20 protein-coding genes are annotated in these 24668 nt (G+C 69.3%); 8 read left to right on the top strand and 12 right to left on the bottom strand.

The window, feature by feature from the left end; all coding sequences use genetic code 11:
• The first annotated feature begins 12 nt into the window (after positions 1-12).
• The 3 genes from lipA (at position 13) to yedA (ending at position 4638) form a co-directional block, all read left to right on the top strand.
• The gene (gene lipA / locus IE075_RS10615; RefSeq protein ID WP_189456322.1) at positions 13-1020 is read left to right on the top strand and encodes a lipoyl synthase; all 1008 of its coding nucleotides are present in this window, start codon (positions 13-15) and stop codon (positions 1018-1020) included.
• Positions 1021-1299: 279 nt separating this feature from the next.
• Positions 1300-3564 carry a carboxy terminal-processing peptidase gene (locus IE075_RS10620; RefSeq protein ID WP_189456324.1) on the top strand — a complete coding sequence of 755 codons (2265 nt, stop codon included), beginning with the start codon at positions 1300-1302 and terminating at the stop codon, positions 3562-3564.
• 168 nt (positions 3565-3732) lie between these two features.
• Positions 3733-4638 carry a drug/metabolite exporter YedA gene (gene yedA / locus IE075_RS10625; RefSeq protein WP_229792462.1) on the top strand — a complete coding sequence of 302 codons (906 nt, stop codon included), beginning with the start codon at positions 3733-3735 and terminating at the stop codon, positions 4636-4638.
• Between the two features lie 18 nt (positions 4639-4656).
• Here yedA and IE075_RS10630 read toward each other — a convergent pair whose 3' ends face one another.
• From IE075_RS10630 to IE075_RS10650, 5 genes are all read right to left on the bottom strand, one after another.
• Entirely contained in the window at positions 4657-6288 is a 1632-nt protein-coding gene (locus IE075_RS10630) for a histidine kinase famiy protein (protein WP_189456328.1), read from the bottom strand.
• 121 nt (positions 6289-6409) lie between these two features.
• Positions 6410-7597: an ABC transporter permease gene (locus IE075_RS10635; RefSeq protein ID WP_189456330.1), complete on the bottom strand. Its 1188-nt coding sequence runs from the start codon at positions 7595-7597 to the stop codon at positions 6410-6412.
• Positions 7598-7626: 29 nt separating this feature from the next.
• Complete coding sequence (locus tag IE075_RS10640) at positions 7627-8790, bottom strand: ABC transporter permease (protein ID WP_189456332.1); 1164 nt, start codon at positions 8788-8790, stop codon at positions 7627-7629.
• Between the two features lies 1 nt (position 8791).
• Positions 8792-9517, bottom strand: coding sequence for an ABC transporter ATP-binding protein (locus tag IE075_RS10645; RefSeq protein ID WP_229792463.1), 726 nt, complete (start codon positions 9515-9517; stop codon positions 8792-8794).
• 3 nt (positions 9518-9520) lie between these two features.
• Positions 9521-10768: an efflux RND transporter periplasmic adaptor subunit gene (locus IE075_RS10650; protein WP_189456334.1), complete on the bottom strand. Its 1248-nt coding sequence runs from the start codon at positions 10766-10768 to the stop codon at positions 9521-9523.
• A gap of 291 nt (positions 10769-11059) precedes the next feature.
• Between IE075_RS10650 and IE075_RS10655 the strand changes: the two genes are divergently transcribed.
• From IE075_RS10655 to IE075_RS10670, 4 genes are read left to right on the top strand one after another with little or no spacing between them, the layout of a single operon-like run.
• Entirely contained in the window at positions 11060-11977 is a 918-nt protein-coding gene (locus tag IE075_RS10655; protein WP_189456336.1) for an ABC transporter ATP-binding protein, read from the top strand.
• Positions 11977-12771 (top strand): ABC transporter permease, encoded by a 795-nt coding sequence (locus tag IE075_RS10660; RefSeq protein ID WP_189456338.1) that lies wholly within the window; start codon positions 11977-11979, stop codon positions 12769-12771. Before IE075_RS10655 ends, IE075_RS10660 begins: the two co-directional genes overlap by 1 nt.
• A gap of 37 nt (positions 12772-12808) precedes the next feature.
• Positions 12809-14089 carry a sensor histidine kinase gene (locus IE075_RS10665; RefSeq protein ID WP_189456340.1) on the top strand — a complete coding sequence of 427 codons (1281 nt, stop codon included), beginning with the start codon at positions 12809-12811 and terminating at the stop codon, positions 14087-14089.
• Between the two features lie 45 nt (positions 14090-14134).
• Positions 14135-14737 (top strand): response regulator transcription factor, encoded by a 603-nt coding sequence (locus tag IE075_RS10670; protein ID WP_189456342.1) that lies wholly within the window; start codon positions 14135-14137, stop codon positions 14735-14737.
• 28 nt (positions 14738-14765) lie between these two features.
• Here IE075_RS10670 and IE075_RS10675 read toward each other — a convergent pair whose 3' ends face one another.
• From IE075_RS10675 to IE075_RS10705, 7 genes are all read right to left on the bottom strand, one after another.
• Positions 14766-16142, bottom strand: coding sequence for a leucyl aminopeptidase family protein (locus IE075_RS10675; protein WP_189456344.1), 1377 nt, complete (start codon positions 16140-16142; stop codon positions 14766-14768).
• Entirely contained in the window at positions 16139-16870 is a 732-nt protein-coding gene (locus IE075_RS10680) for an HAD family hydrolase (RefSeq protein WP_189456345.1), read from the bottom strand. The genes IE075_RS10675 and IE075_RS10680 overlap by 4 nt, the downstream gene beginning before the upstream one ends.
• Before the next feature lie 777 nt (positions 16871-17647).
• The gene (locus tag IE075_RS10685; RefSeq protein WP_189456347.1) at positions 17648-18763 is read right to left on the bottom strand and encodes an AI-2E family transporter; all 1116 of its coding nucleotides are present in this window, start codon (positions 18761-18763) and stop codon (positions 17648-17650) included.
• Positions 18760-19371: a hypothetical protein gene (locus IE075_RS10690; protein WP_189456349.1), complete on the bottom strand. Its 612-nt coding sequence runs from the start codon at positions 19369-19371 to the stop codon at positions 18760-18762. The genes IE075_RS10685 and IE075_RS10690 overlap by 4 nt, the downstream gene beginning before the upstream one ends.
• Positions 19368-19922, bottom strand: coding sequence for a phage holin family protein (locus tag IE075_RS10695; protein ID WP_189456351.1), 555 nt, complete (start codon positions 19920-19922; stop codon positions 19368-19370). Before IE075_RS10695 ends, IE075_RS10690 begins: the two co-directional genes overlap by 4 nt.
• Before the next feature lie 8 nt (positions 19923-19930).
• A complete protein-coding gene (locus tag IE075_RS10700; protein ID WP_189456353.1) occupies positions 19931-20287 on the bottom strand; it encodes a hypothetical protein in 357 nt (118 codons plus the stop codon).
• 23 nt (positions 20288-20310) lie between these two features.
• Entirely contained in the window at positions 20311-21753 is a 1443-nt protein-coding gene (locus tag IE075_RS10705) for a trypsin-like peptidase domain-containing protein (RefSeq protein ID WP_189456355.1), read from the bottom strand.
• Between the two features lie 575 nt (positions 21754-22328).
• Here IE075_RS10705 and IE075_RS10710 point away from each other — a divergent pair.
• On the top strand, positions 22329-24479 hold the full coding sequence (locus tag IE075_RS10710; RefSeq protein WP_189456356.1) for an adenosylcobalamin-dependent ribonucleoside-diphosphate reductase: 2151 nt from the start codon (positions 22329-22331) through the stop codon (positions 24477-24479).
• Positions 24480-24668 lie beyond the last annotated feature (189 nt).

Raw genomic sequence — 24668 nt, forward strand, 5'->3', positions numbered from 1 at the left:
TCGAGACCTGCCATGACCGACGCTCTGAAGACCATCCCGCTCGCGGTCGTCGGCGCCGATGCGCCTGCAACGCTCGAGGCCGGGGTCAAGCAGCTCGGCGGCGACAAGATCGCGCGCAGCCCCGTGCAGTTCGCCGATGCGCCGGTGCTGCGCAAGCCCTCGTGGATCCGCGTGCGCATCCCGTCGGGCAACTCGGTGCAGCAGCTGAAAGCCAAGCTCCGCGAGAACCGCCTCGTCACGGTGTGCGAGGAGGCGAGCTGCCCGAACATCCACGAGTGCTTCAGCCACGGCACCGCGACGTTCATGATCCTCGGCGAGGTCTGCACGCGCCGCTGCAGCTTCTGCGACGTCGCCCACGGCCGGCCCAAGCCGCCCGACGCTGGCGAGCCGCTGAGCCTGGCGACCACCGTCGCGGACATGAACCTCAAGTACGTCGTGGTCACCAGCGTCGATCGAGACGACCTGCGCGACGGCGGCGCCCAGCATTTCGTCGATTGCATCAGCGCGATCCGCGAGCACAGCCCGCGCACGAAGATCGAGATCCTCACGCCGGACTTCCGCGGCAAGGGCCGCATGGACCGCGCGCTCGAAATCCTCGCGACGAATCCACCGGACGTGTTCAACCACAACCTCGAGACCGTGCCTGAGCTCTACCGCAACGTGCGCCCGGGCGCGGATTACCAGTGGTCACTCACGCTGCTGCAGCGCTTCAAGGCGCAGCACCCCGACGTGGCCACCAAGAGCGGCATCATGCTCGGCCTCGGCGAGGACATGGAACAGGTGCAGGGCACGCTGCGCGACCTGCGCGCTCACGACGTGGACATGGTCACGATCGGCCAGTACCTGCAGCCGACGCCGCACCACCATCCGGTGCTGCGTTACTGGACGCCCGAGGAGTTCAAGGCGCTCGAGGACTACGGCATGTCGCTGGGCTTCACGCACGTTGCGTCCGGCCCGCTCGTGCGTTCGTCGTATCACGCCGACCGGCAGGCGATCGACGCGGGCTTCGTTGCGGCGTGAGTGCAACGGCGCGTTCCGCCACAGAGGCCACTGCAAGCGATTCGCTAACGGCGATGTAACCGGCCCATCACGGTTGCGCGCGCAGTGTGGAAGCGCCACGCGATTCCGTCGATGAACGTTGGCCTGCCGTCGGTCCGAAACCGGGGTGATGCAGGTGACAGCCTCGGCAACTTTCGGCACTGTGCTGTGGTCGTATGTTGCAGCACGCTGACGACAGTTACGTCAATGACGTTCGCGGCAACTCCCTCGCTTCCAGCTGGCCGCTTTCGCGGCGATCGCATGCCCAAGACCTCTTTCCCCCGCCGTACCTCCCTGTTCGCTGCGATCCTGTTGGCCGCGCCGCTCGCGCTGCTCGGCGCCAACACGCCGGTGCCGCCGACGGGTGCGCCCGCGGGCAATGCACCGGCCGACCAGGCCCTGATCGACAAGGCGAAGGTCAGCACGCTGCCGAACGCGCCCACGACCGACCAGGTCACCGCGGCGAAGCTCGTCTACGGCCTGCTGTCCGACAGCCGCTATGCGTACCGCCCGCGCCCGCTCGACGATGCACTGTCCGCGGACATGTACGAGCGCTACCTCGAATCGCTCGACGGCTCGAAGCAGTTCTTCACCGCGCAGGACGTGGCGAAGTTCGACGCGTACAAGCTCAAGCTCGACGATGCGATCAAGGCCGGGCGCCTCGATCCCGCGTACGCGATCTTCTCGACGTACCGCCAGCGCGTGGAAGACCGCGTCGCGTTCGCGCGCAAGCTGCTCAAGCAGGACATCTTTGCGTTCGAGGGCGAGGACCGCTTCGACTACGACCGCGAGGACGCCGCCTGGGCCACCGACCGCGCCGCGCTCGATGCGCTGTGGACGCAGTCGGTGCGCAATGACTGGCTGCGCCTGAAGCTGGCCGGCAAGCAGCCCGACGAGATCCGCAAGACGCTCGACAAGCGTTACGCGACCCTCGCCCGCGGCATCTCCGAGCTCAAGGGCGAGGACGTGTTCCAGGCGTTCGTCAACGCGTACGCGAACGCGATCGATCCGCACACCGATTACTTCACCCCGCGCTCGGCCGACAACTTCAACCTGTCGATGTCGCTCTCGCTCGAGGGCATCGGCGCGGTGCTGCAGCGGCAGGACGACGTGGTCGCGATCCGCGAGATCGTGCCCGGCGGCCCGGCCAGCAACTCCGGCAAGGTCAAGCCAGGCGATCGCGTGGTTGCGGTCGGGCAGGGCGAGAGCGGCCAGATGGAGGACGTGATCGGCTGGCGCATCGACGATGTGGTCGCGAAGATCCGCGGCGCGAAGGGCACGAAGGTGCGCCTCGACGTGGTGCCGGCCGAAGCGGGCCTCGACAGCAAGCCCGTGCGCGTGACGCTCGTGCGCGACAAGGTGCGCCTTGAGGACCAGGCCGCGAAGTCGAAGGTCATCACGATCCCGGCTGGCGCATCGGGCGCGAGCGAGCAGCGCATCGGCGTGATCGAGCTGCCGGGCTTCTACCAGGACTTTGAAGGCCGCCGCCTCAACAAGGGCGATTACGCCTCCGCGACGCGCGACGTCGCGAAGCTGCTCGAGGAGCTGCGCGCGAAGAACGTCGACGGCGTCGTGCTCGATCTGCGCAACAACGGCGGCGGCTCGCTCAACGAGGCGATCGAACTCACGGGCCTGTTCATCGACCGCGGGCCGGTCGTGCAGGTGCGCGAGTCCGGCGGCCGCGTGAGCGTCGAAGGCGACCAGGACCCGGGCGTGAAGTGGGAAGGCCCGCTCGCCGTGCTCATCAACCGCGGCTCGGCGTCGGCGTCGGAGATCTTTGCGGGCGCGATCCAGGACTACGGGCGCGGCCTCGTGATCGGCGAGACGAGCTTCGGCAAGGGCACCGTGCAGAACCTCTACGACCTCGACCGCTGGCCCTCGGCCGAGAAGGCGCGCTTCGGGCAGGTGAAGTTCACGATCGCCCAGTTCTTCCGCGTCAACGGCGGCTCGACGCAGCACAAGGGCGTCGTGCCCGACATCGCGTTCCCCGCGTCGGTGGATGCCAGCGAGTTCGGCGAGAGCACGTACGAGAACGCGCTGCCGTGGACGCGTATCGCGTCGGTGCCGCACGCGCGCTACGGCGATTTTGCTTCGCTGGTGCCGAAGCTCGATGCGCTGCACGACACGCGGATCGCGCAGGACAAGGAATTCCAGTGGTGGACCGAGGACGTGGCCGAGTTCCGCAAGCAGAACGCCGAGAAGTCCGTGTCGCTCAACGAAGACGAGCGCCGCGCCGAGCGTGACCGCGACGAAGCCAAGCGCAAGCAGCGCCAGGCCGAGCGCCGTGAGCTCGGGCTCGCGCTCGATCCGCTCGGCGACGACAACCTCGACGACGGTCTGCAGGCGAACGAGCGCGACCTGCGCGAGGACGTCGCGCGCGAGAAGGCCGCCGAGGACCGCCCCGATCCGCTGCTGCGCGAATCGGCGGCGATCCTGGCCGATGCGATCCGACTGCTGCGCAACGACCAGCGCCTGTCGGCGGAAGTGCTGCCGGGCGCAGACCAGCCCGGCCGCTGGGCACACTGAGGCCCAGCTTCGGCGGACACACAAAGGCCCGGGCAACCGGGCCTTTTTGTTGTCAGATGCGCGTCGGAACTCGGTGGCAGCAACGAAGCGCGCATCAATCACCACGCCAGGCCGTAGGCAGCGCGCATGCGCTCGTCGACAATGCGCGACCGCCCCGAGCCCCCGCCCATGACCGCCGCATCCGCCCCCGCTGTCCGGTCTGCCTCGGCGCTTGCGGTCGCGACCGCGCTCGTCACCTTGTACGTGCTCTGGGGTTCGACGTACCTCGCGATCCGCTTCGCGCTTGAGGGCTACCCGCCGTTCCTGCTCGGCGCGATCCGCATGTCGATCGCCGGCGCGCTCATGTATGTCGTACTGCGCGCACGGGGAACGAGCGCGCCGACGCGCAAGCAATGGCGCACGCTCGCCGTGCTGTCGATCTGGATGGTGCTGCTGTCGAACGGCTTGGTGAACCTCGCCGAGACCGAGGTCGGCTCAGGCATCGCGGCAATCGCGGTCGCGTCGATGCCGCTGTTCGCCGGCGTGTTCGCGATGCTGCGCGGGCGGCACCCCTCGCGCATCGAATGGGTGGGCCTCGTGATCGGCTTTCTCGGTGTGATCTGGCTCAACGCCGGCAGCGAGCTGTCGTCGTCGCTGCTCGGCCTGGTGTGCCTGACGATCGCACCGATCGCCTGGGCCTGGGGCTCGATCTGGAGCCGCGACCAGGACCTGCCCGAGCCGTTCATGGCCGCCAGCGGGCAGATGCTCTGCGGCAGCGTGTGGATGCTGCTGGCGGCGCTGTTGCACGGCGAGCGCATGACCGAGGTGCCGCCGCTCGACGCGACGCTCGCACTGGCCTGGCTCATCACCGCCGGCTCGATTCTCGGCTTCACCGCCTACATCTGGCTGCTGCACCACGTGCGGCCCGCGCTCGCGACGAGCTACGCGTACGTGAACCCGCCGATCGCGGTGGCGTTCGGCGCGCTGCTCGGCGGCGAGGTGTTCACGCTCAATGACATCGGCGCGATGACCGTGATCCTCGTCGGCGTGGTGATCATCACGCTCGCGCGGGTGCGTGCGCCCAAATCGACCTGACCGGCACGCCGCGGGCACTTACATCCGCGGACCGAACGTCTCGTCGAGGCGCATGCGGATGCGGCGCACGAGGTCGGCGAGGCTGTAGGGCTTGCGCAGCACATCGAACTCGCCGGTCTCCACGCGTTCGAGCTCGCCGAGGTCGCGGTCGAAGCCGGTGGTCAGCAGCACCTGCATCAACGGATAGCGCGCCCGCACGACCTGCGCGAGCGCGTAGCCGTTCATGTCACCGGGCATCACCACGTCCGAGAACAGCAACTGCGGCCGGTCGACGTCGGGCTGCGCTTCGATGCAGGCGATCGCTTCGGCCCCACTGTGCGCGACGAGCGTGCGATATCCGACGCTGCGCAGCATGTCGGCCGCGAGCGCGGCGATCTCCACGCGGTCGTCCACGATGAGGATCGTCTCGTCCCCGCCGGTCAGTTGCGCGTGCGCGGGCGTCGTGCGCGCTTCGCCGAGTTCGCGCTCCACGGCTGGGAAGAACAGGCGCACGGTCGTGCCGAGGTCGACCTCCGAGTAGATCATCGCGACGCCGCCGCTCTGCTTCGCAAAGCCGTACACGCCCGCGAGCCCGAGTCCGGTGCCCTTGCCTTCCTCCTTCGTGGTGAAGAACGGCTCCATGACGCGGTCGACCAGCTCGGGTGAGATGCCCGAGCCGTTGTCGGAAATCGCGATCGTCGCGTACGCACCCGGCGGCAGGCCGCGGAACGCGCGCCCGTCCGCGTCGCCCACGTCCACGCGCTGCGTGCGGATGCGGATCGTGCCGCCGCCCGGCAGCGCGTCGCGCGCGTTGACGAGCAGGTTCAGCAGCGCGACCTCGAGGTGCGTGTTGTCGAGCTCGCAGTTCGGCAACGTCGGGTCGAGGTCGTACTCGACCGCGATCGCCTCGCCGAGCGTGCGACCGATGAGGTCTTCCATGCTGCGCGCGGTGCCGTTGAGGTTGATCACGCGGCCGCGCAGCGTCTGCTTGCGCGAGAACGACAGCAGCTGCTGCGTGAGCGATGCCGCCTTCGTGATCGCGCCGCGCACGCTCTCGAGCCCGCGTTCGAGTTCGCCCTCGCGGAGCAGGCCGCGCTGCGCTTTCGCACGCAGCACGTCCACGTGGCCGCTCATGACCTGCAGCAGGTTGTTGAAGTCGTGCGAGATGCCGCCGGTCAACTGACCAAGCGCCTCCATCTTCTGCGCCTGCGCGAGCGCCTCTTCGGCGTCGCGGCGGCGGCTCACGTCGAGTTGGGACGCAAAGAAGTACACGAGCTCGCCGGCGTGGTTGAACACCGGGGACACGAACAGCGCGTTCCAGAAGCTCGAACCGTCCTTGCGGTAGTTCAGCACCTCGACCGCGATCTCCGTGCGTCGCTCCACGGCGTCGCGCAACTGCGCGATGACGTCCCGGTCCGTCGCCGGACCCTGCAGGAAGCGGCAGTTCCGGCCAATCACTTCGTCGAGTGAGTACTGCGACATCGCGAGGAACGCGCGGTTCGCGAAGATGACCGGGTTGTCGGGCTGGCGCGGATCGGTCACGAGCATCGGCATGCGCGTGAGTTCGATCGCGGCGAAAAAGATGTCGTCCTTGTGGTCGCCGATTTCCGACGCGGCGCCTTGGGCGACCGTCGGACGGGGACCGTGCAACCGGGGTTTTTCGTCGTGCATGCGAAGTTCGATCGACGGCCGCGGGAGGTCGGCGGCCTGAGTGCGGCGCCATTCTACGGTCGCGGCTGCACACGTTCTTCACGCGGGCTGCCGACGGCGCTGCCCCGAGCCGTCGGCCGGCTCAAGTCGCGCGCAATGCCTCGGTCACCGGGATGCGCGCCGCGCGCAGCGCAGGCATCAGCCCGCCGAAAAAACCGATCAGCAGCGCCCACAACAGGCCTTGCAGCACGAGCGCGGGCGTGACCGCGAAGTTGAACGCCACCTGCGTGAACGAGCCGGGGCTCAGCGTCGACACGCTCGTGCCGTTGAACATCACGTACGCGAGCAGCGCGCCGATGACGCCGCCGAGCACCGCGAGCGCGAGCGCCTCCGCCATGACCGAGGCGATGACCGGCACGCGGCCGAAACCGAGCGCGCGCAGCGTGCCGATCTCGCGCGTGCGTGCCGACACCGCGGAGTACATCGTGTTGAGCGCCCCGAACAACGCGCCGAACGCCATGATCGCGGTGATGACGTTCGTCAGCAGGCGGATCAGGAACGTCAGCGTTTCGGCCTGTTCGCTGAAGAAGTCGACCTCACGCTCGACATCGACGGTCAGCTGAGGATCGGCCTGGAGTCGCGCCTTGAAGCCGTCGAATGCGGCCGCGTCGGGCAGTTGCGCGAGCACCGACGAATAACCGGTGCGATTGAATGCGCCCTGCACCGATTCGGTGTCGCCCCACAGCTCGGATTCGTGACCGTCGCCATCGGATTCGAACGCGCCCACGATCGTCCAGTACGAGCCCTTGAGCAGCAGCCGCGCGCCGACATCGAGCCCTTCGAACTGCCGTTGCGCGCTGCGTCCGACGATGAGCTCCTGCAACCCGGGCCGCATGCGCCGGCCCTCGACGATCGACAACTCCGGCCGCAGCTCGAATGCGTTCGGCTCGACGCCGCGCAGGGTGACGTTCGTGCTGCCGCCTTCGCCGCGGCGCGCGACTTCCGTGATTACGATGATCTCGCCCGAGGCGAGCGGCAGCCCGTCGCGGCCGCGCACGATCGTCGGATCCTGCTTGATGAGCGTGACCAGCGCGCGGTCGATGAAACTCGACAGCTCCGCATTGCTGCCCGCGCGCAGCACCACCGCGCGGTCGGCGCGGCCGGTGGAGCCGAGCGTGCGTGTCAGTCCCGCCGACATCGACAGCATCGCCACAAGTACCGCGACGACACCCGCAATGCCAACGACGATCACCAGCGACGCACCCCAGCGCTGCGGAATGCTCCGCAGGTTGAGCGCGACGATCTCGCGCGTCTGCCGCAGCGTGCTCATGTCGGCAGGCTCACGTCGACGCACTCATGTCAGCGGCCCGCCAGCGCATCGACGATCTTCAGCCGCTTCGCGCGCAACGCCGGCGGCACGCCGACCGCACAGGTGAGCACGAGCACCGCAGCGATCACGAACAGCCACACGCGCCGGTCGGGCTGCAGCGGCGGGAACTGCGGCGGCAGGTTCGCGGTGATCACCGCCGCGAGCGCCATGCCGAGCGCGGCGCCGAGCGCGCACAGCAGCAGCGCCTCGCCGAGCACGAGCCACAGCACGGTGCGGTCGGTGAAGCCCAGGCACTTGAGCACCGCAAGCTCGGGAATGCGCTCGCGCACGGCCTGGCTCATCGTGAAGCCGGTGAGGATCAGGATGGTGAAGAAAACCGCGCCGCTGATCGCATTCATGATGAAGCCGATGTCGCCGAACTGGTTGATGAAGTTGAGCTGGAAGTCCTGCTCGTTCTGCGTCTTCGTCTCGTCGGCGGAGTTCGCGAAACGGCGGTCGATCTCGGCGGCGATGCGCGGCGATTCGAGCGGATCGGACACGCGCACGACGAACACGCCGGCGAGCCCGCGCGCGCGTTCGTTGCGCGCCTCGTCGAAGTGCCCGTAGTTGAGGTACATCAACTGCGTCTGGTCCTGCCACTTCTCACTGATGCCATCGAAGATGCCGGCGATGCGCCACTCCCACACGCGGCTGCCGTCGGCCTTGGTCCAGATGAAGCTGTTGAGCGGCACGATGTCGCCGACGTTCCAGCCGTACTGCAACGCGAGGTTGCGGCCCACGATCGCGCTGTCGGGCGTGGAGACGAAGGCGCGCCACTGCTCGTCGGGCATGACCCACTCGGGGTAGGTCTCGCGCAGGCGCTGCGGGTCGACGACGAACTGCGGAAAGCCCGCGCGTTCGTCGCGGTACTGGCCGCCGAAGAACTGCGAAAAACCCACGCGCTCGACGCCCGGCACGGCCTCGATCTGCGGCAGCAGGCGCATCGGAAGGGGCTGCGTGAAGCTGGTCCTCGCCTGGACGATGAGCCGGTTGGCGCCGAGGAAGTCCGCGCCGCCCGCGAACAGCGAGTTCACCGCCTGCAGAAGACCGATCAGCAGGAACGCCGCAGTCAACGAGAGCAGCGTGAACACCGTGCGCGTCTTCTTGCGCAGCAGTGCGGTCCATACGAGCGGGAAGTACTTGCGCGCGTCCACGTCAGTGCGGCGTCGGCTCGTCGACGAGCGTGCCCTTGTCGAGGTGCACCGTGCGCTGCGCGTATTCGGCGGCCTTCGGATCGTGCGTGACCATCACGATCGTCTTGCCGAACTCGCGGTTGAGCTGCTGCAGCAGCGTGAGTACCTCGTCCGCGGTCTGGCGGTCCAGATCGCCAGTGGGCTCGTCGCAGATCAAGAGCATGGGATCGGACACGAGCGCGCGTGCGATCGCGACGCGTTGCTGCTGACCGCCCGACAGCTCGTTCGGCTTGTGCTTCGCGCGCTCGCCCAGGCCCACGAGCTGCAGCGCGAGCGAGGCGCGGCGTGCACGCTCGTTCGCACCCATGTCGGTGAGCAGCAGCGGCAGTTCGACGTTGCGCTGCGCACTGAGCACGGGCATCAGGTTGTAGCTCTGGAACACGAAACCGACCGTGTTCGCGCGCCACGCGGCGAGCGCATTCGAATTGAGATCGTCGATCGCCACGCCGTCCACGCGCAGCACGCCGCCCGACGGCGAATCGAGCCCGCCGATGAGATTGAGCAGCGTGGTCTTGCCCGAGCCCGAAGGCCCCATCAGGGCGACGAAATCCCCGTGCGCGATGTCGAGGTCGATCGAGTGCAGCACTTCGACGCGTTGGTTGCCGCGCTCGTAGCTCTTGGTCAGGCCGCGGATCTCGACCAGCGGCGTGTCCACGGCAGCGGTCGCATCGGTGGCACGCGCGTGCACGGTTCAGCGCTCCGCGGCGTCGTCCGCGCCGGTCGTCACGCGCGCGCCGTCGTCGATGCTCGACGGATCGAGCACGACCTTCGCACCCGGCTCGAGCCCCGCGCTCACGCGCCGGTCCGCATCGCGCGTTTCGGCGAGCTGCACCTCGCGGCGCTGCGCGCGGCCATCGACGACCGCGAACACATGGCCGGTCTTCGCGGTCGCGGCCTCGGTGCCCTCGGGCAGCACGATCGCCTTCTGCGGGATCCACGCGCCGGTCGGCTTCGGTGCGTTCGCAGCGTTCTTTTCGAGGAAGCTCACGCGCACGCCCATGTCGGGCACGATGCGTGGGTCCTTCTGTTTGAGCGCGATGCGCACCTTGACCGTCGCCTTGCTGCGATCGGCGGTCGGAATGATCGCGATGACCTCGCCGGGCATGCGCCAGTCGGGGTACGCGTTGAGCACGGCCTCGACCGGCATGCCCGGTTGCACGCGGCCGATGTAGGCCTCATTGACGTCGACCTGCACCTCGAGCGAGTCCATGTCCACGATCGTGCCGATGCCGGTGCGCGTGAAGCCGCCGCCCGCGCTGATCGGCGAGACGATCTCGCCGGGCTGCGCGGCCTTGGCGGTGATCACGCCCGCGAACGGTGCGCGCACGACCGTGTTGTCCTCGCCGATGCGCGCGACGTCGAGCTGCTCGCCCGCCACCTGCGCGTTGCGCTGGATCGCCGCGACCTGCGCGCGCAGTGCATCGCGCTGCGCCACGGCCTGCTCGTACTGCGCGCGCGAGACGAGCTGCTCGCCCTGCAATGCGGCAAGCCGGCGCGTCTGCGCCTCGGCTTCGCGCAGCTGCGCCTGCACCTGGCCGACCTGGCTGCGCGCGGCCCCAAGCTGCGCCTGCGCGAGTTCGCGCTGCGCGCTCGCTTCGATCGGGTCGAGCGTCGCGAGGATCTCGCCTTCCTCGACGCGCTGGCCTTCCTCGATGCGCACGTCGCGCACGCGGCCGGTGATCTTCGACGACACCGTCGCGATGCGGCGCGGCACGATGTAGCCCGAAGCATCGAGCACCGATGCGTTCGCGGGATCGGCCGCGTCGCTTGCGGTCGCGGTCTGCACCTCGACGGGGCGGTTCATGCCGAGCATGACGAACACGGCGATCAGCACGGCCAGCACGCCGACCACGATCGGCCACTTGCGTCGCGGCGGTTTGCTCGCCTCCTTGCGCCGGTCGATCTTGAGTTCCCGCAGCAGGTCTGCCGGTGCCGTCATCGTCCTGGTCCAGTGCGATCGAACGCACAGTGTGAGGGGCGCGGCCGCGCGAGGCCATGGCGGCGGTCGGCGCCGGGTGTCCCCCGAATGCGCGCCGGACCTTCGCGCTCGCGCACTCGGACATCGGCGGCCTGCAGACGCACGGGGCCAGCGCAGCGTTCGAGCCAGTCTAGGTGCAGCTGCCGTGCGCGTCCCATGACAGCTGTCATGCGCATCGCATGATGCACGCGACTGCCGCCGCTTAGCGCGGCGGCGGAGCATGGGGCTTCTCGACACGACCCCGAAGCCACCATGCAGCCCCACGATTCCCTCGCGCGCCTGGCGAAGGCGCACAAGACGTACGGCCCGCTGACCGCGCTCGACGGCGTCGATCTCGACGTGCGCCGCGGCGAAGTACTCGCGCTGCTCGGCGCAAACGGCGCCGGCAAAAGCACGGCGATCGGCCTGCTGCTCGGCTTGCTCGAGCCCGATCGCGGGGCGGCGACGCTGTTTGGCCTGCGGCCGCAGGCGCTTGCCGCGCGCCGACGCATCGGCGTGATGCTGCAAAGCGCGGGCCTGCCGGACCACGCGACCGTCGCCGAGCTCATCGAACTCACGCGCAGCTATTACGCAGCGCCGCGCAGCACGGCGGACTGCGTTGCGCTCGCCGGTCTCGATGGCCTGCTGGAGCGCCGCTACCTGCAGCTCTCGGGCGGCCAGCAGCGGCGCGTGCAGTTCGCGCTTGCGTTGTGCGGGCGCCCCGAGCTGCTGTTCCTCGACGAACCCACGACTGGCCTGGACATCGAAGCGCGGCAGGGGTTGTGGCGCGCGATCCGCGAACTCGTCGACGGTGGCTGCGCGGTGCTGCTGACCACGCACTACCTCGAGGAAGCCGAAGCGCTGGCTGACCGCGTCGTGATGCTGGCCCGCGGTCGGGTCGTCGCGGCCGGGCGCATGGACGAGGTGCGCGCGCAGATCGTGCAGGCGCGCATCCGTGTCACGAGCGCGCTCGACCCGGTGCAGATTGCCGCCTGGCCGCAGGTGCGCGATGCGCGCCGCGACGGCGCCCGGCTCGAACTCGTCGTCGACGACGCCGATGCGGTCGTGCGGCGCCTGCTCGCCGCCGACCCGGGCTGCGTCGACCTCGAAGTGCAGCGCGCCGGCCTCGCCGACGCATTCGTCGAACTGACCCGCGACGCCGCACCGGCGCTGCACCAGGAGGCCGCGTGATGAACGCTTCCGCATCGAACCGCGCGGGTCTGCACATCGTTCCGCCGGCGCGCTTCACGCCGTGGCGCGCCTACCGACTCGAGGCCGCGTACGAGCTCATCCGCACGCTGCGCACACCCTCGTTCGTGCTGCCAACGCTGCTGTTTCCGTTGATGTTCTACCTGCTGTTCGGTGTGCTGCTCGCCGGCCGCCACGGTGCGGAGGCCGCGCGTTATCTGCTGGCCACGTACGGGGTCTTCGGCGTGATGGGCGCGGCGCTGTTCGGGTTTGGCGTAAGCGTGGCGGTCGAGCGCGAGCGCGGCCTGCTCACGCTCAAACGCGCCCTGCCGATGCCGCCGGGCGCGTACCTCGCGGCCAAGCTCGCCACGGCGCTCGCGTTCTCGGCGGTGATCTCGATCGCGTTGGCCGGCCTCGCCGCCACGCTCGGCGATGTGGTGCTCACGCCGCGGCAGTGGCTGATGCTGCCGGCGGTCCACGTGCTCGGCGCGCTGCCGTTCTGCGCACTTGGGCTCGCAGTCGGCGTCAGCGTCAGTGGCTCGGCGGCGCCGGCGGTCGTGAACCTGCTGTTTTTGCCGATGTCGTTCCTGTCGGGACTGTGGATGCCGTTGACGGCGCTGCCGCCGGTGTTCGCCAAACTTGCGGCCGCCTGGCCGGCCTACCACCTGGGCCAGGTCGCGTTGAAGGTGATCGGGCTAGACGCCGGCGGCGCGCTCGCGCTGCACCTCGCGGTGCTGGTCGGTTTCACCGCGGCGTGCCTGATGTACGCGCGCTGGCGGCTCGCCCGCGGTGGCTAGGTCGATGACGCGGGCGCCGCTGCGGCACACTGCGCGCATGCCGAACCGCTTCGCCGCCGCCGCGCTGCGTCTGCGCCACCGTCTCGTGCCGGACGAGTTGCAGCTGAGCTGGATGCCGTTCTTCGTGCTCGGCTACCTCGCGTTCCTGTTCCTGCCGCTGCTGTTCGGCAGCGCGCAGGGGCTCGACGGCTGGCGGCCGCGGCTCGGCGCGCTCGTGCCCACGCTGGCATCCGTCGCGGTATTCCTGCCCCTGTACTTCGCCGTCTACCGCTGCACCGGCGCGCGGCGCGTGGCGTGCATGCTCGCGATCGCCGGTCTCGGCTATGCACTCGCGCCGATCAACCCGTACTCGAACACCTACGTGATCTACGCGGCCGGTTTTGCACCGTTCGCGGCGCGTGGGCTGGCCGGCCGCATGGGCTGGCTTGCACTGGTGCTCGCGCTGTATCTCGCCGAGATCGTCTGGCTCGGCCACCCGCTCATCGTGTTCGGCCTGACGCTGGTCGTCGCGGTCGCGGTGTTCACGGGCAACCACTTCATGCAGGAGAACGCGCGCAAGCGCGCTGAGTTGCGTCTGAGCCACGATGAAGTGCGCCGCCTTGCCGCGCTCGCCGAGCGCGAGCGCATCGGCCGCGACCTGCACGACCTGCTGGGCCACACGCTGTCGCTCGTCGCGCTGAAGTCCGAGCTGGCGTGCCGGCTCGTCGAGCGCGACCCGCAGGCGGCGCGGCGCGAGCTGGCCGAGGTCGGGCGCGTGGCCCGCGACGCACTGACCCAGGTGCGCAGCGCGGTCACCGGGATCCGGGCCGCGGGCCTCGCCGCCGAGCTCGCATCGGCGCGTCTGTTGCTCGAGGCCGACGGCGTCGAGTTCCGGTATTCGCTGGCGACGCTCTCGATGCCGCCCGCGCTCGAAACCGTGCTCGCAATGACCGTGCGCGAGGCGGTCACGAACGTGCAGCGGCACGCCCGTGCGCAGCGGGCGTCGATCGCGCTCGAGCGCGACGGCGATGACCTCGTGCTGCATGTCCAGGACGACGGCCGCGGCGGTGCGATCGTGCCGGGCAATGGCTTGGCCGGCATGCGCGAGCGCATCGAAGCGCTCGGCGGACGGCTGCGCATCGACACCGCGCGCGCTGGCGGCACGCGGCTCGAAGCGCGTCTGCCGCTGGAGTTGCAGACCAGCGCCGGGGCGCAGGCGACGGGCGAGCAGGGCGATCACCCTGCCCTCGGCGACGCTCGCTCGGACCGCGGCAGCGACCAACGTGAGCCCGACACCGGCCGCCGCGCCGCCGGCCTGCCGGGCGCGGCGGCCGCCTGAGCGCATCTGCTACGGTGCGGCCGCGATGACGCGCGGAGGACGGCGATGATCCGGGTGCTGCTGGCCGAAGACCAGGCGATGGTGCGCGGCGCACTGTCGGCGCTGCTCGGGCTCGAGCCCGACCTCGACGTCGTCGGCGCCGCGCCCGACGGCGAGGCCGCGTGGCGCGAGATCGAGCGGCTGCGGCCGGACGTGCTGGTGACCGACATCGAAATGCCGGGGCTGACCGGGCTCGAACTCGCCCAGCGCGTGCAGCGCCATGCCCTGCCGGTGCGCGTGGTGATCGCGACCACGTTCGCCCGCGCGGGCTACCTGCGCCGCGCGCTCGACGCCGGCGTGTCCGGTTACGTGCTCAAGGACGCGCCGGCGGAGCGGCTTGCCGATGCGATCCGCCAGGCGCACCGCGGCGGGCGTGCGATCGACCCGGAGCTTGCGGTCGACGCCTGGGGCGACGCCGATCCGCTCACCGACCGCGAGCGGCAGACGCTGCGGCTGGCCGGCGAGGGGCTCGCCGCCGGCGACATCGCCGCCCGGCTCGGGCTGTCCCCCGGCACCGTGCGCAACTACCTGTCCGAAGCGATCGGCAAGCTCGGCGTCGCCAACCGCATCGAGGCATACCGCCACGCGCGGCAGAAGGGCTGGCTGTAACGGCGCCCGCACGCGGGCGTCGTCGAAATCAGCCGGCGAACCGCGCCTCGAGCATCGCGAATGCCGAACGCAGCGCCTGCGCCTCGCCGCCGGCCGGGCGGCCCGGGCGGTCGGCGTCATTCCAGCTGTACACGTCGAGGTGCGCCCATGGCACCTGCGCGGGGACGAAGCGTTCGAGGTAGAGCGCGGCGGTCACGCTGCCGGCCATCTTCGACGGGCCGGCGTTTGCGATGTCGGCGATCGTGCTCGTCAGGTAGCGCCAGTACGGCCGCCACAGCGGCATGCGCCACAGCGGATCGCGCAGCCGCGTGCCCGCATCGAGCCAGGCCTGCGCCACGGCATCGTCGTTGCTGTACAGCGCCGGCAGGTCGGGGCCGAGTGCGACACGCGCCGCACCCGTAAGCGTCGCGAAATCGAGAATGAGCTCGGGATCGAACTCGCCTGCGTAGGCCAGCGCATCGGCGAGGATCACCCGGCCTTCGGCATCGGTGTTGTCGATCTCGACGCTGAGCCCGGCGCGCGTGCCGATCACCTCGCCCGGACGCAGCGCATCCGGGCCGATCGCGTTCTCGACCGCGGGCACGAGCAGCGTGAGCCGGACCGGCAGCTTGCGCGCCATGATCCATTCGGCGAGCGCGATCGCATGCGCGGCGCCGCCCATGTCCTTTTTCATGTTGCGCATGCCGTCGGCCGGCTTGATGTCGAGGCCGCCGGTGTCGAAGCAGACGCCCTTGCCGACGATCACGAGCCGGCGGTGCGCCTCGTCGCCCCAGTGCACGGCGATCAGGCGCGGCGCGCGGTGCGAGGCGCGGCCGACCGCGTGGATCGACGGGAAGTTCTGGGTGATCAGGTCATCGCCGCTGACGACTTCGATGCGCGCGCCGTGCACCTGCGCGATCTCGCAGGCCACCTGCTCGAGCTGGTCGGGGCCCATGTGCTCGGTCGGCGTGTTGACGAGGTTGCGTACGCGCACGCAGGCCGCGAGCTCGGCGAACACCGCGTCCGCGTCGCCGTCGATCACGAGCTGCGCGGGCTTGCGCGGCGCGGCCTTGTAGCGATCGAAGCGGTAGCAACCCAGGCCCCAGCCCAGGCGCACGGCGGCGAGCGGCATCGCATCGAACTGGCCTGCCAGTCGCCACACGCGGGGCGGCAGCGCGAACGGCGCATGCGCGTATGCAAACGGATCGAGCGCATCGCTGACACCGATCACCGCACTGCTCGCCCGGCCTTCCGCATCGGGGATCACGAGTGCGCTGCCCGGCGCGCCGTCGAAGCCGTGCGCGTCGAGCCAGGCCTGCGTCGCGGCCGGTTGCGACGTGCGCCACTGCGTGAAGCCCGCGCGGTCGACGATGTGCAGCGGCAGGGCGTCCGGGGAGGCGGCGGCAAATCCGAGGGGCAGGTTCATGCGGTGGCGGTGTCCGGCAGGTGCGCCGCGTCGAGCCAGTCGGCGAGCGCGGCGAGGGTGGGAAATTCGAGGTCGGGGCGGACTTCAGCGTGCGACCAGCGGCGCGGCGTCGGCGCGTGTTCGACGCGGTTGATCCAGCACGTGCGCAGGCCCGCGCGGTGCGCGCCAACGACGTCCATCTCGGCGTCGTCGCCGACGTGCAGCACGTGCTCGGGCGCAACCCCGAGCCGCTCGCACGCGGCGAGGAAGATGCTCGGATCGGGCTTGGCGCGGCCGTGCTCGCGTGCGCCGAGCTGGAAGCGGAACAGCGGCATCAGGCCGATGCGGGTGAGGCAGGCGTTGCCGTTGCTGAGCGCGGCAAGCGGCACGCGCGCGGCCAGGCGCTCGAGCGCGTCGACGCTATCGTCGTAGTGCTCGACCTCGCAGCGCGCTGTGAAATACGCCTCGAACGCGGGCTCGACGAGCGCGACGTCATCGCCGCCCGCGCGCAGCATGCGCTCGAGCGTGATGAGCCGCTGTTGCGTGAAGTCGTGCGCGAGGTGCGGATGCTCGGCATCGACCTGCTCGCGCAGCACACGCCGCGCCTCCATTGGCCAGCGTGCGGCGGTGCGCGGTGCGTGCTCGGCCAGCCAGGCATCGAGCGCCGCCTCGGCGCGCATGATCGCCGGCCAGACCGGCCAGATCGTGTCGTCGAGGTCGAGGGTGATCGCGTGGACGGGGAACGTCATCGGGCGATTCTAGCGAGCGTGTCGGGGCGGGATGTCGTCATCGTGTGGTTGCGGCCGGCGCCGCGTGCACGGCTGTGCAGCTACGTGTGCGTCCGCCCGCCGGATTCATCACGGGACAGCTCCCAGCAGCTCGATGAGCCTCTGCCATCGCCATCGCCATCGCCATCGCCATCGACGTAGGCGGAGCCACTGCCTTGGTCCTCGGCTTTTCGACAATCGGAGACCCGAAGGGCGGCCATGGATGGCCGCCGTTTTCCGGCTGAGCCAGGAGGGCGAGTCGGAAAATCTGTCATGCACTTCACGCTGCAGCGGGAGGTGTGTCGGGGAAGGCCCTTCTCTTTGGTTACTTTCTCTTGGGCCAGCAAGAGAAAGTGACTCGCGCGCGAGCGCGAAAGCTTTGCCTCATGCACAGCGCAAGCTTCCGCCTTACGGCGGGTCACTTTTCTTTGCTGGCCCAAAGAAAAGTAACCAAAAGAAACGGCCTTCCTCGACAGGGCTCAATGACAGGCGGACACCACGACGCAATTTTCCGATTCGCCATTCCATGGCTCAGTCGCAAAACGGCGGCCATCCATGGCCGCCGCCCTTCGGGTCTCCGATTCGCCTGATCGATGAGGCTACGTGCCAGATCAAAGGCGAAAGCGCCAGGCTTTGAGCCTTAAGCCAACGCGAAATGCGTAGGGGCGCGAGCGGAAACTGCAACGCGGAAAGCACAAAAGGGAAAGCTCGGTAGGGAGCGTGCAAGTCGCAAAGCGCAAAGCGCAAAGCGCAAAGCGCTTACTCCAGCAACCGCGCCCACCCCTCCATGCCTTCCACGCGCGCCAGCACCAGCTTCACGCACACGAGCAGCGGCACCGCGAGCAGCAGGCCGATAATTCCCCACAGCCAGCCGAACACCATGAGCGCCAGGATCAGCACGAGCGGTGAGAGGTGCATGCGGCGGCCGAGCACGATCGGCGTGAGGATCTGGCCTTCGAGCGTGTGCAGCGCGAGATAAAGCGCCGCCGGCATCAACGACGGCCACAGTTCGTCGTAGCTCACGAAGCCCATGAGCAGCATCGTGAGGATCCCGATCAAGGGGCCCACGTACGGCGCGAAGTTCAACAGCGCGGCCATCGTGCCCCACAGCAGCGCCTCCTGCGCTGGCACGTCGAGCACGAAATGCAGCAGCGAGGCGAACACCAGACCGACCACCGCGTTGATGACGCTGATCGTCAGCACGTAGCGCGAAATCTCGCGCTCGATCGAGGTGAGGATCTCGAACGTCAGTTTCTTCTGCTGGCGCGTGGGCAGCAGCGCCAACACGTTCTTCTGCAGGTTCTGCCCGTAGACCATGAAGAAGAACGTGAGCAGCACCACCGCGAGCACGGCTGTCAGCAGCTTCGGCGTGGCGGCGAGCATGCGGTACGGGTCGTTCTTCTCGGCCTGCACGACCTGCACCGTGCGCGAGTTGCTGCCGCTGCCGGCCGCGCGCGCGATGTTCTCGGCGGCCTTGCTGGCGTCCTGCACGGGCTTGGCGAGGTCGCGCAGCTTCGGCGCCAGCCGGCGCATCTCGCGCGGCACCTCGCGCACCCATTCGGCGGCCGGTTGCACGAGCTGCTCGCCGAGCACGTAGGTGCACGTCAGGCCGGCCCAGATCACGAGCACGGCGCCGAGAAAGCGCGGCACGAGCAGGCGCTGCAGGCCGCGGATGATCGGATTGCCGACGAGCGCGAAGAAGCCCGCCAGCAGCACCGGCAGCAGCAGGTCCTGCGCCGCCCACAGGGCCGCGCCGGACAGCAGCGTCGCGATGACGATCGCTGCGAGTGAGGAGCGAGGTCGCGGTTCCGGCGATGGGCTGTGCGCCCCGTCCGGCGTGATGTGGATTTCCGGGGCAGGCACGGGAGCGCTCACTGGCGTGCGGACTCCGCGCCTGCGCGCCGGACGGCTTCATCGGGTGACAGCGTCTGCGCCGTTCGCGGGTCGCGACCTGCCGGCGGCTGCACGCGGATCCGGAGTTCATCATCGGCGTAGCCGTGGTGCGCGCCCTCGTCCGGCACGTCGTCATACCACTCGTCGTGGCCGTGACCGCGGGTCGCTGCGTCGACACGATCGGCGACGTGCTCGGCCTCGTGCGCCGCCATCTGCGCGTTTGCGCTCGCGATCAGGTTCGACACCGTCGAAAGAATGCGCAGGAAGCCCGACCCGGCGCCCTTGCTGCCGCGCGACGCGCGCCCGAACGCGAACCCGCTCGTCAGCCCCGCGATCAGGATGCGGCCCGGCGTCCACGCGGCGTTCCACGTGGCCTGAACCCGGCGCCAGTCGGCCACCGCTTCGCGCTCGCGCGCTTCGAGCGCGTCCTCGGCCTGTTCGACCTTCTTGAGCAGCTGGTCGAAGTTCATCACCGAGTGGACGTTGTGCTTGGGTGCGCGCGAACTCCCGAGCAGCGACGGCGTCGGTGTCGGGTCGGCGGCTTTCGCGGTCGCCGTGGATTCGCTGTCGGATGCGTGCGGCGCGCTCATGGCGGGGTCACGTCGATGCCGCGCTCATCCTTGCCCGGCGGGTGGTCGGCGAGGCGATCCGTCGCCGCGCGGGTCGACTCCGGCGAACCGGCACCGGGCATGTACGCGGCGAGCTCACCCACGCCCAGGCGGGCGAGCTGGCGACGCGTCGCACGCAGCCGCGTGTGTTCGAAGTAGTACAGCGCCCGCCACGCGCCATAGGCGGTGACGGCCAGGCTCACGACCGCGCACGTCAGCAGCGCGACCGACCACGGCCAGTCCGCATGCCGCACGAGCGCAATGACGAGCGTGGTGACGATGAGCAGCCACGCCGACGCGCCGAACACGATGGCGACCGCGATGAACGCGACGGCGCGGCCCATCGCGCTGCGTGCGAGCGCGACGTCGGCCGACAGCAGCGTGCGGAACGCCTTGCCGGCCTCGCTCGTGGCCGAAAGGCCGGCGCGCCCGGCGTCGCGCAGTTCGCGCAACGCTTCGAGCGGATCAGGCGCGCGCGCACGATCCTCCGACGCCGGCCGGCCCGACGTGCGCGTCTCTCCGGGCGCGCTCACGTCTGCGCTTACTTGCTGCGACCGAGCTTGGCGATGATCCAGCCCGCCGCGAACGCAACACCAAACGAGGCGAGCGGACGCTCGCGCACGAGTTCGGATGCGCTCTGCACGAACTCACGGCCCTTCTCCATCAGCTCGTCCACCTGCTCGGCGGCGATCTGCGAAGCCTGCTCACCGGCGGCAATGCCGGCCAGTGCGCCGTCGGCCAGGTCGGCCTTCACCGCGGCCTTGCCCAGGCGCAGTTCCTCACCTGCGGCGCTCGCCGCGTTGCGCATCGCGGCGCCTGCATCCAGCGCGGCCTGCTTCAACTGCGTGCCGCATTCGCCAAGGTTCGTCATGACCGGATCGGTCGAAGTGGGGCTCATGGTGGGTGGTCTCCTGGAGCGGTTCATTGCATCGCCAAGGTGCCTTGGCGATTGCCGCGCACGATGCGCAAAATCAACTGTGGCGGAGCTTGCGTGAAGTTAGCGCGGAATCCCGCGAGATCCACAAAGCCGCCGCTCGTTGCCTCGACGACCACGTCGCCGGCCTGCAGCCCGCTGCGCGCCGCACGCGAGCCGCGCGCGACCGATTCGACCAGCACGCCGGTCAAGCCGCCCTGGCGGAATCGCTCGGGCAACTCGGTGAACGTCGCTCCGGTCAAACGCGGATCGATCTCCGCGCCGGCCGTGCTGCGCGGTTGCTCGCGCAGCGTGGCGGTGAGCGTAAGCGGTCGGCCCTCGCGCAGCACCGCAAGCCGCACCGGCCGGCCGATGCCCTGCAGGCCCTCGAAGTTGCGCAGCGCGTCGGGCCCGTCGATGCGCTGGCCGTTCGCCTCGACGATCACGTCGCCGACCTCGAGCCCGGCCGCCTGCGCGGCGCCGTTGCTGTACACGCGCGTGATCACTGCGCCGCGCACGTCGGCGCCGAGGCCGAGCGCCTGCGCGATGCGCGCATCGAGCAATTGGGACTCGACGCCGAGCGTGCCGCGCCGCACTTCGCCGGTGGCGACGAGCTGCGTCATGACGTCGCGCGCGAGGTTCACCGGAATCGCAAAGCCCAGCCCGATGTTGCCCGCCGCACTGCCGCGCGGATTGAAGCTCGCGGTGTTGATGCCGACCAGACGGCCTTCGAGGTTCACGAGCGCGCCACCGGAGTTGCCCGGGTTGATCGACGCGTCGGTCTGGATGAAGTTCTGGAAGCCCAGGCCCCGCAGGCCGCTGCGGCCCACCGCCGAGACGATGCCGCTCGTCACCGTCTGCCCGATGCCGAACGGGTTGCCGACCGCGACGACGAAATCGCCGACCTGCAGCGGGCCCGAATCCGCGAACGGCACCGCGCTGAGGTTCTGCGCGGGGATCTTCATGACCGCGATGTCGGTGTCCGGGTCCGAGCCGACGAACTCCGCCTTCAGCGTGCGCCCGTCAGCGAGCGTCACCGACACCTCGTCCGCGCCTTCGACCACGTGGTGGTTCGTGAGCACGATGCCGCTCTGCGCATCGACGATCACGCCCGAGCCCAGCGATTCGTTGATGCGCTCCTGCGTGAGCTCCGGATACATGCGCCGGAAGAACGGGTCGGCGAACGGGCTCACGCGGATGCGCTGCTTGGTGTGCACGCTCACCACCGCGGGCGTCACGCGCGCGAGCATCGGCGCGAGCGAGGGCAGCGGCTGGCCGTTCACCTGCGGCGGCAGCGCCGCAACGGTGGCCGGCGTCGCGGCGCTCGCCAGCGGCGCGGCCTGCGCGGGCGTCTGCACGCCGTCGCGCATCGCGGTCGCGGCAAAGCCGCCGAACGCGGCGGCGCAGCTCAGTGCGATCAGGGTCTTCGTGGGCGAGGTCGGTCGGCGCATCGGGGCTGCACGGGAAGGCGATGGGTGGGATGTCGCGGCGCAGCAGCCCGTATTCAAGTTGCGCCCGGATCGGGGCGGGTCGAAGCGGGCGCCGCGCCGCACGGCCGAGCCAGTCTCGACCGCATTCGCGAAACCGAACATGAAGCCGGCCACCCCGGTTTTTTCTCATCCCCGCTGCAGCCCACGCGCGGCGCGGTGCGCAGCAAATTGCAAGGGGTGAAGTGCACCGAATCGGCCCGCTCCGGTCGTTGACTTCACCCGAACCCGGGTTTAGCTTTGCCCGCTCACGCAGGCACTACATCTTGTGTCTGTAGTGTTGCGAAACCCAACCAAGGGGGGTTGGGCTCCGCCAGCACAGGAAGCCGTACGCCATGCAGAACCGCTTGTTTCCATCGCTTGGGCGTGCGTTCCACCCCACTGTTTCGACCCATTTTGCAATCGCGTGCACGGCCGGTTCCGGCGGTGCGGCGCGCGTCGTCGCCGGCTTCGCCCGGTCGACCGCGCGGGCCTGAGCGCACTTCTTTCCAGCATGGCGCCGCGGGTTCGTCCCACGGCCGACAGGAGCTACGGCACACATGAGCACCGCGCGTCTCGAGATGGTCAAGACCCAGCCCCCGCGTGAGATCCCGATGCAGCCGGCATCGCTCGACATCTGGGACAAGAAGTACCGGCTCAAGACGAAGACCGGACAGGCGCTCGACGCCGACATCGACGGCACCTACCAGCGTGTCGCAAAGGCGCTGGCCGAAGCCGAGCCGACCGCCGAGCTGCAGCAGTACTGGATGGAGCGCTTCACCTGGGCGCTGCGCCGCGGTGCGATCCCCGCCGGCCGCATCACGTCCAATGCCGGCGCGCTCGAGCACAAGCCCGCCACGAGCACGATCAACTGCACCGTGAGTGGCACCATTGAGGACTCGATGGACGGCATCCTCGAGAAGGTCCACGAGGCCGGCCTCACGCTCAAGGCCGGCTGCGGCATCGGCTACGAGTTCTCGACGCTGCGCCCGCGCGGCGCGTTCGTCGCCGGCGCCGGTGCGTACACGTCGGGCCCGATGTCGTTCATGGATATCTACGACAAGATGTGCTTCACCGTGAGCTCGGCCGGCGGCCGCCGCGGCGCGCAGATGGGCACGTTCGACGTGTCGCACCCGGACGTGAAGGACTTCATCCGCGCCAAGCGCGAGGACGGGCGCCTGCGCCAGTTCAACCTCTCGCTGCTGATCACCGACGGCTTCATGGAGGCCGTGAACACCGACGCTGACTGGCCGCTCGTGTTCCCGGTGCACATCAAGGAGCAGGACGACCTCGATCTGAACAACGCCGAGCAGGTGATCTGGCGCGAGTGGCCGACGCACCGCAACTACGTCACCCGCGACGACGGCCTGGTGGCCTGCAAGATCTACGGCCACATCAGGGCGCGGCACCTGTGGGACATGATCATGGTCTCGACGTACGACTACGCCGAGCCGGGTTTCATCCTCATCGACCGCGTCAACGAGATGAACAACAACTGGTGGTGCGAGCAGATCCGCGCCACCAACCCCTGCGGTGAGCAGCCGCTGCCGCCGTACGGCGCCTGCCTGCTCGGCTCGGTCAACCTCACCAAGTTCGTGCGCAACCCGTTCACCGAGCAGGCCGAGTTCGACTGGGACGAGTACAAGGAAGTCGTGCGCGTGTTCACCCGCATGCTCGACAACGTCGTCGAGGTCAACGGCCTGCCGCTCGAGCAGCAGCGCCGCGAGATCCTGCGCAAGCGCCGCCACGGCATGGGCTTCCTCGGCCTGGGCAGCACGGTGACGATGCTGCGCATGAAGTACGGCTCGGCCGAGTCGTGCGAGTTCACCGAGCGCGTCGCGCGCGAAATGGCCGTCGCCGGTTGGGAAACCGGCCTGTCGCTCGCGAAGGAAAAGGGCGCCGCGCCGATCATGGACGAGGAGTTCGAGGTCACCGCCGAGATGCTGCGCAAGCGTCCGGAGATGGCGAAGGACGGCTGGACGCTCGGCAGCAAGATCCCCGGCCGCGTGCTGCACGCGAAGTACAGCCGCTACATGCAGCGCATCGCCGAAGTCGCGCCGGAGCTGGTCAATGAGCTCGCCGAGACCGGCGCGCGCTTCACGCACCACAGCTCGATCGCGCCGACCGGCACGATCTCTCTGTCGCTCGCGAACAATGCCTCCAACGGCATCGAGCCGAGCTTCGCGCACCACTACAGCCGCAACGTGATCCGCGAAGGCAAGAAGTCGAAGGAAAAGGTCGACGTCTACAGCTTCGAGCTGCTCGCCTACCGCGGGCTGGTCAACCCCAAGGCGATGCCGTTCGCCGAGGACGAGGCCGGCAAGCTGCCCGAGTACTTCATCGCCGCCGACGACATCACCCCGAAGGCGCACGTGGACGTGCAGGCCGCCGCGCAGAAGTGGGTGGACAGCTCGATCTCCAAGACCGCGAACGTCCCCACCGACTACCCGTACGAGGACTTCAAGGACATCTACCGCTACGCCCACGAGCAGGGCCTCAAGGGCTGCACCACGTTCCGCTTCAACCCGGCCGCGTTCCAGGGCGTGCTCGTCAAGGAAGCCGACCTCGAGAACACGATGTACCGCTTCGAGCTCGAAGACGGCAGCGTGGTCGAAGTGAAGGGCAACGAGCAGATCGAATACGACGGCGAGATGCACACCGCCGCGAACCTGTTCGATGCACTCAAGGAAGGCTATTACGGCAAGTTCTAAGCCGCACGGCGCGCCGCGTGTCACCGCGCGGCGCGCTCCCACTCGTTCCATCCGCACTTCGCGCGGCGTGTTTTTCAGCGCGTCCGCCCGGCGGTCCTAGCGCGAGCTTTCACGTTCGTTGCGCGCGCCGCGGGTATAGCTTCGCCCGGCAGCACCATCCAGCACTCACATCGCCCGCAAGGAGGGCAA

Source organism: Cognatilysobacter bugurensis, assembly GCF_014652095.1.
Classification (GTDB): Bacteria; Pseudomonadota; Gammaproteobacteria; order Xanthomonadales; family Xanthomonadaceae; genus Cognatilysobacter; species Cognatilysobacter bugurensis.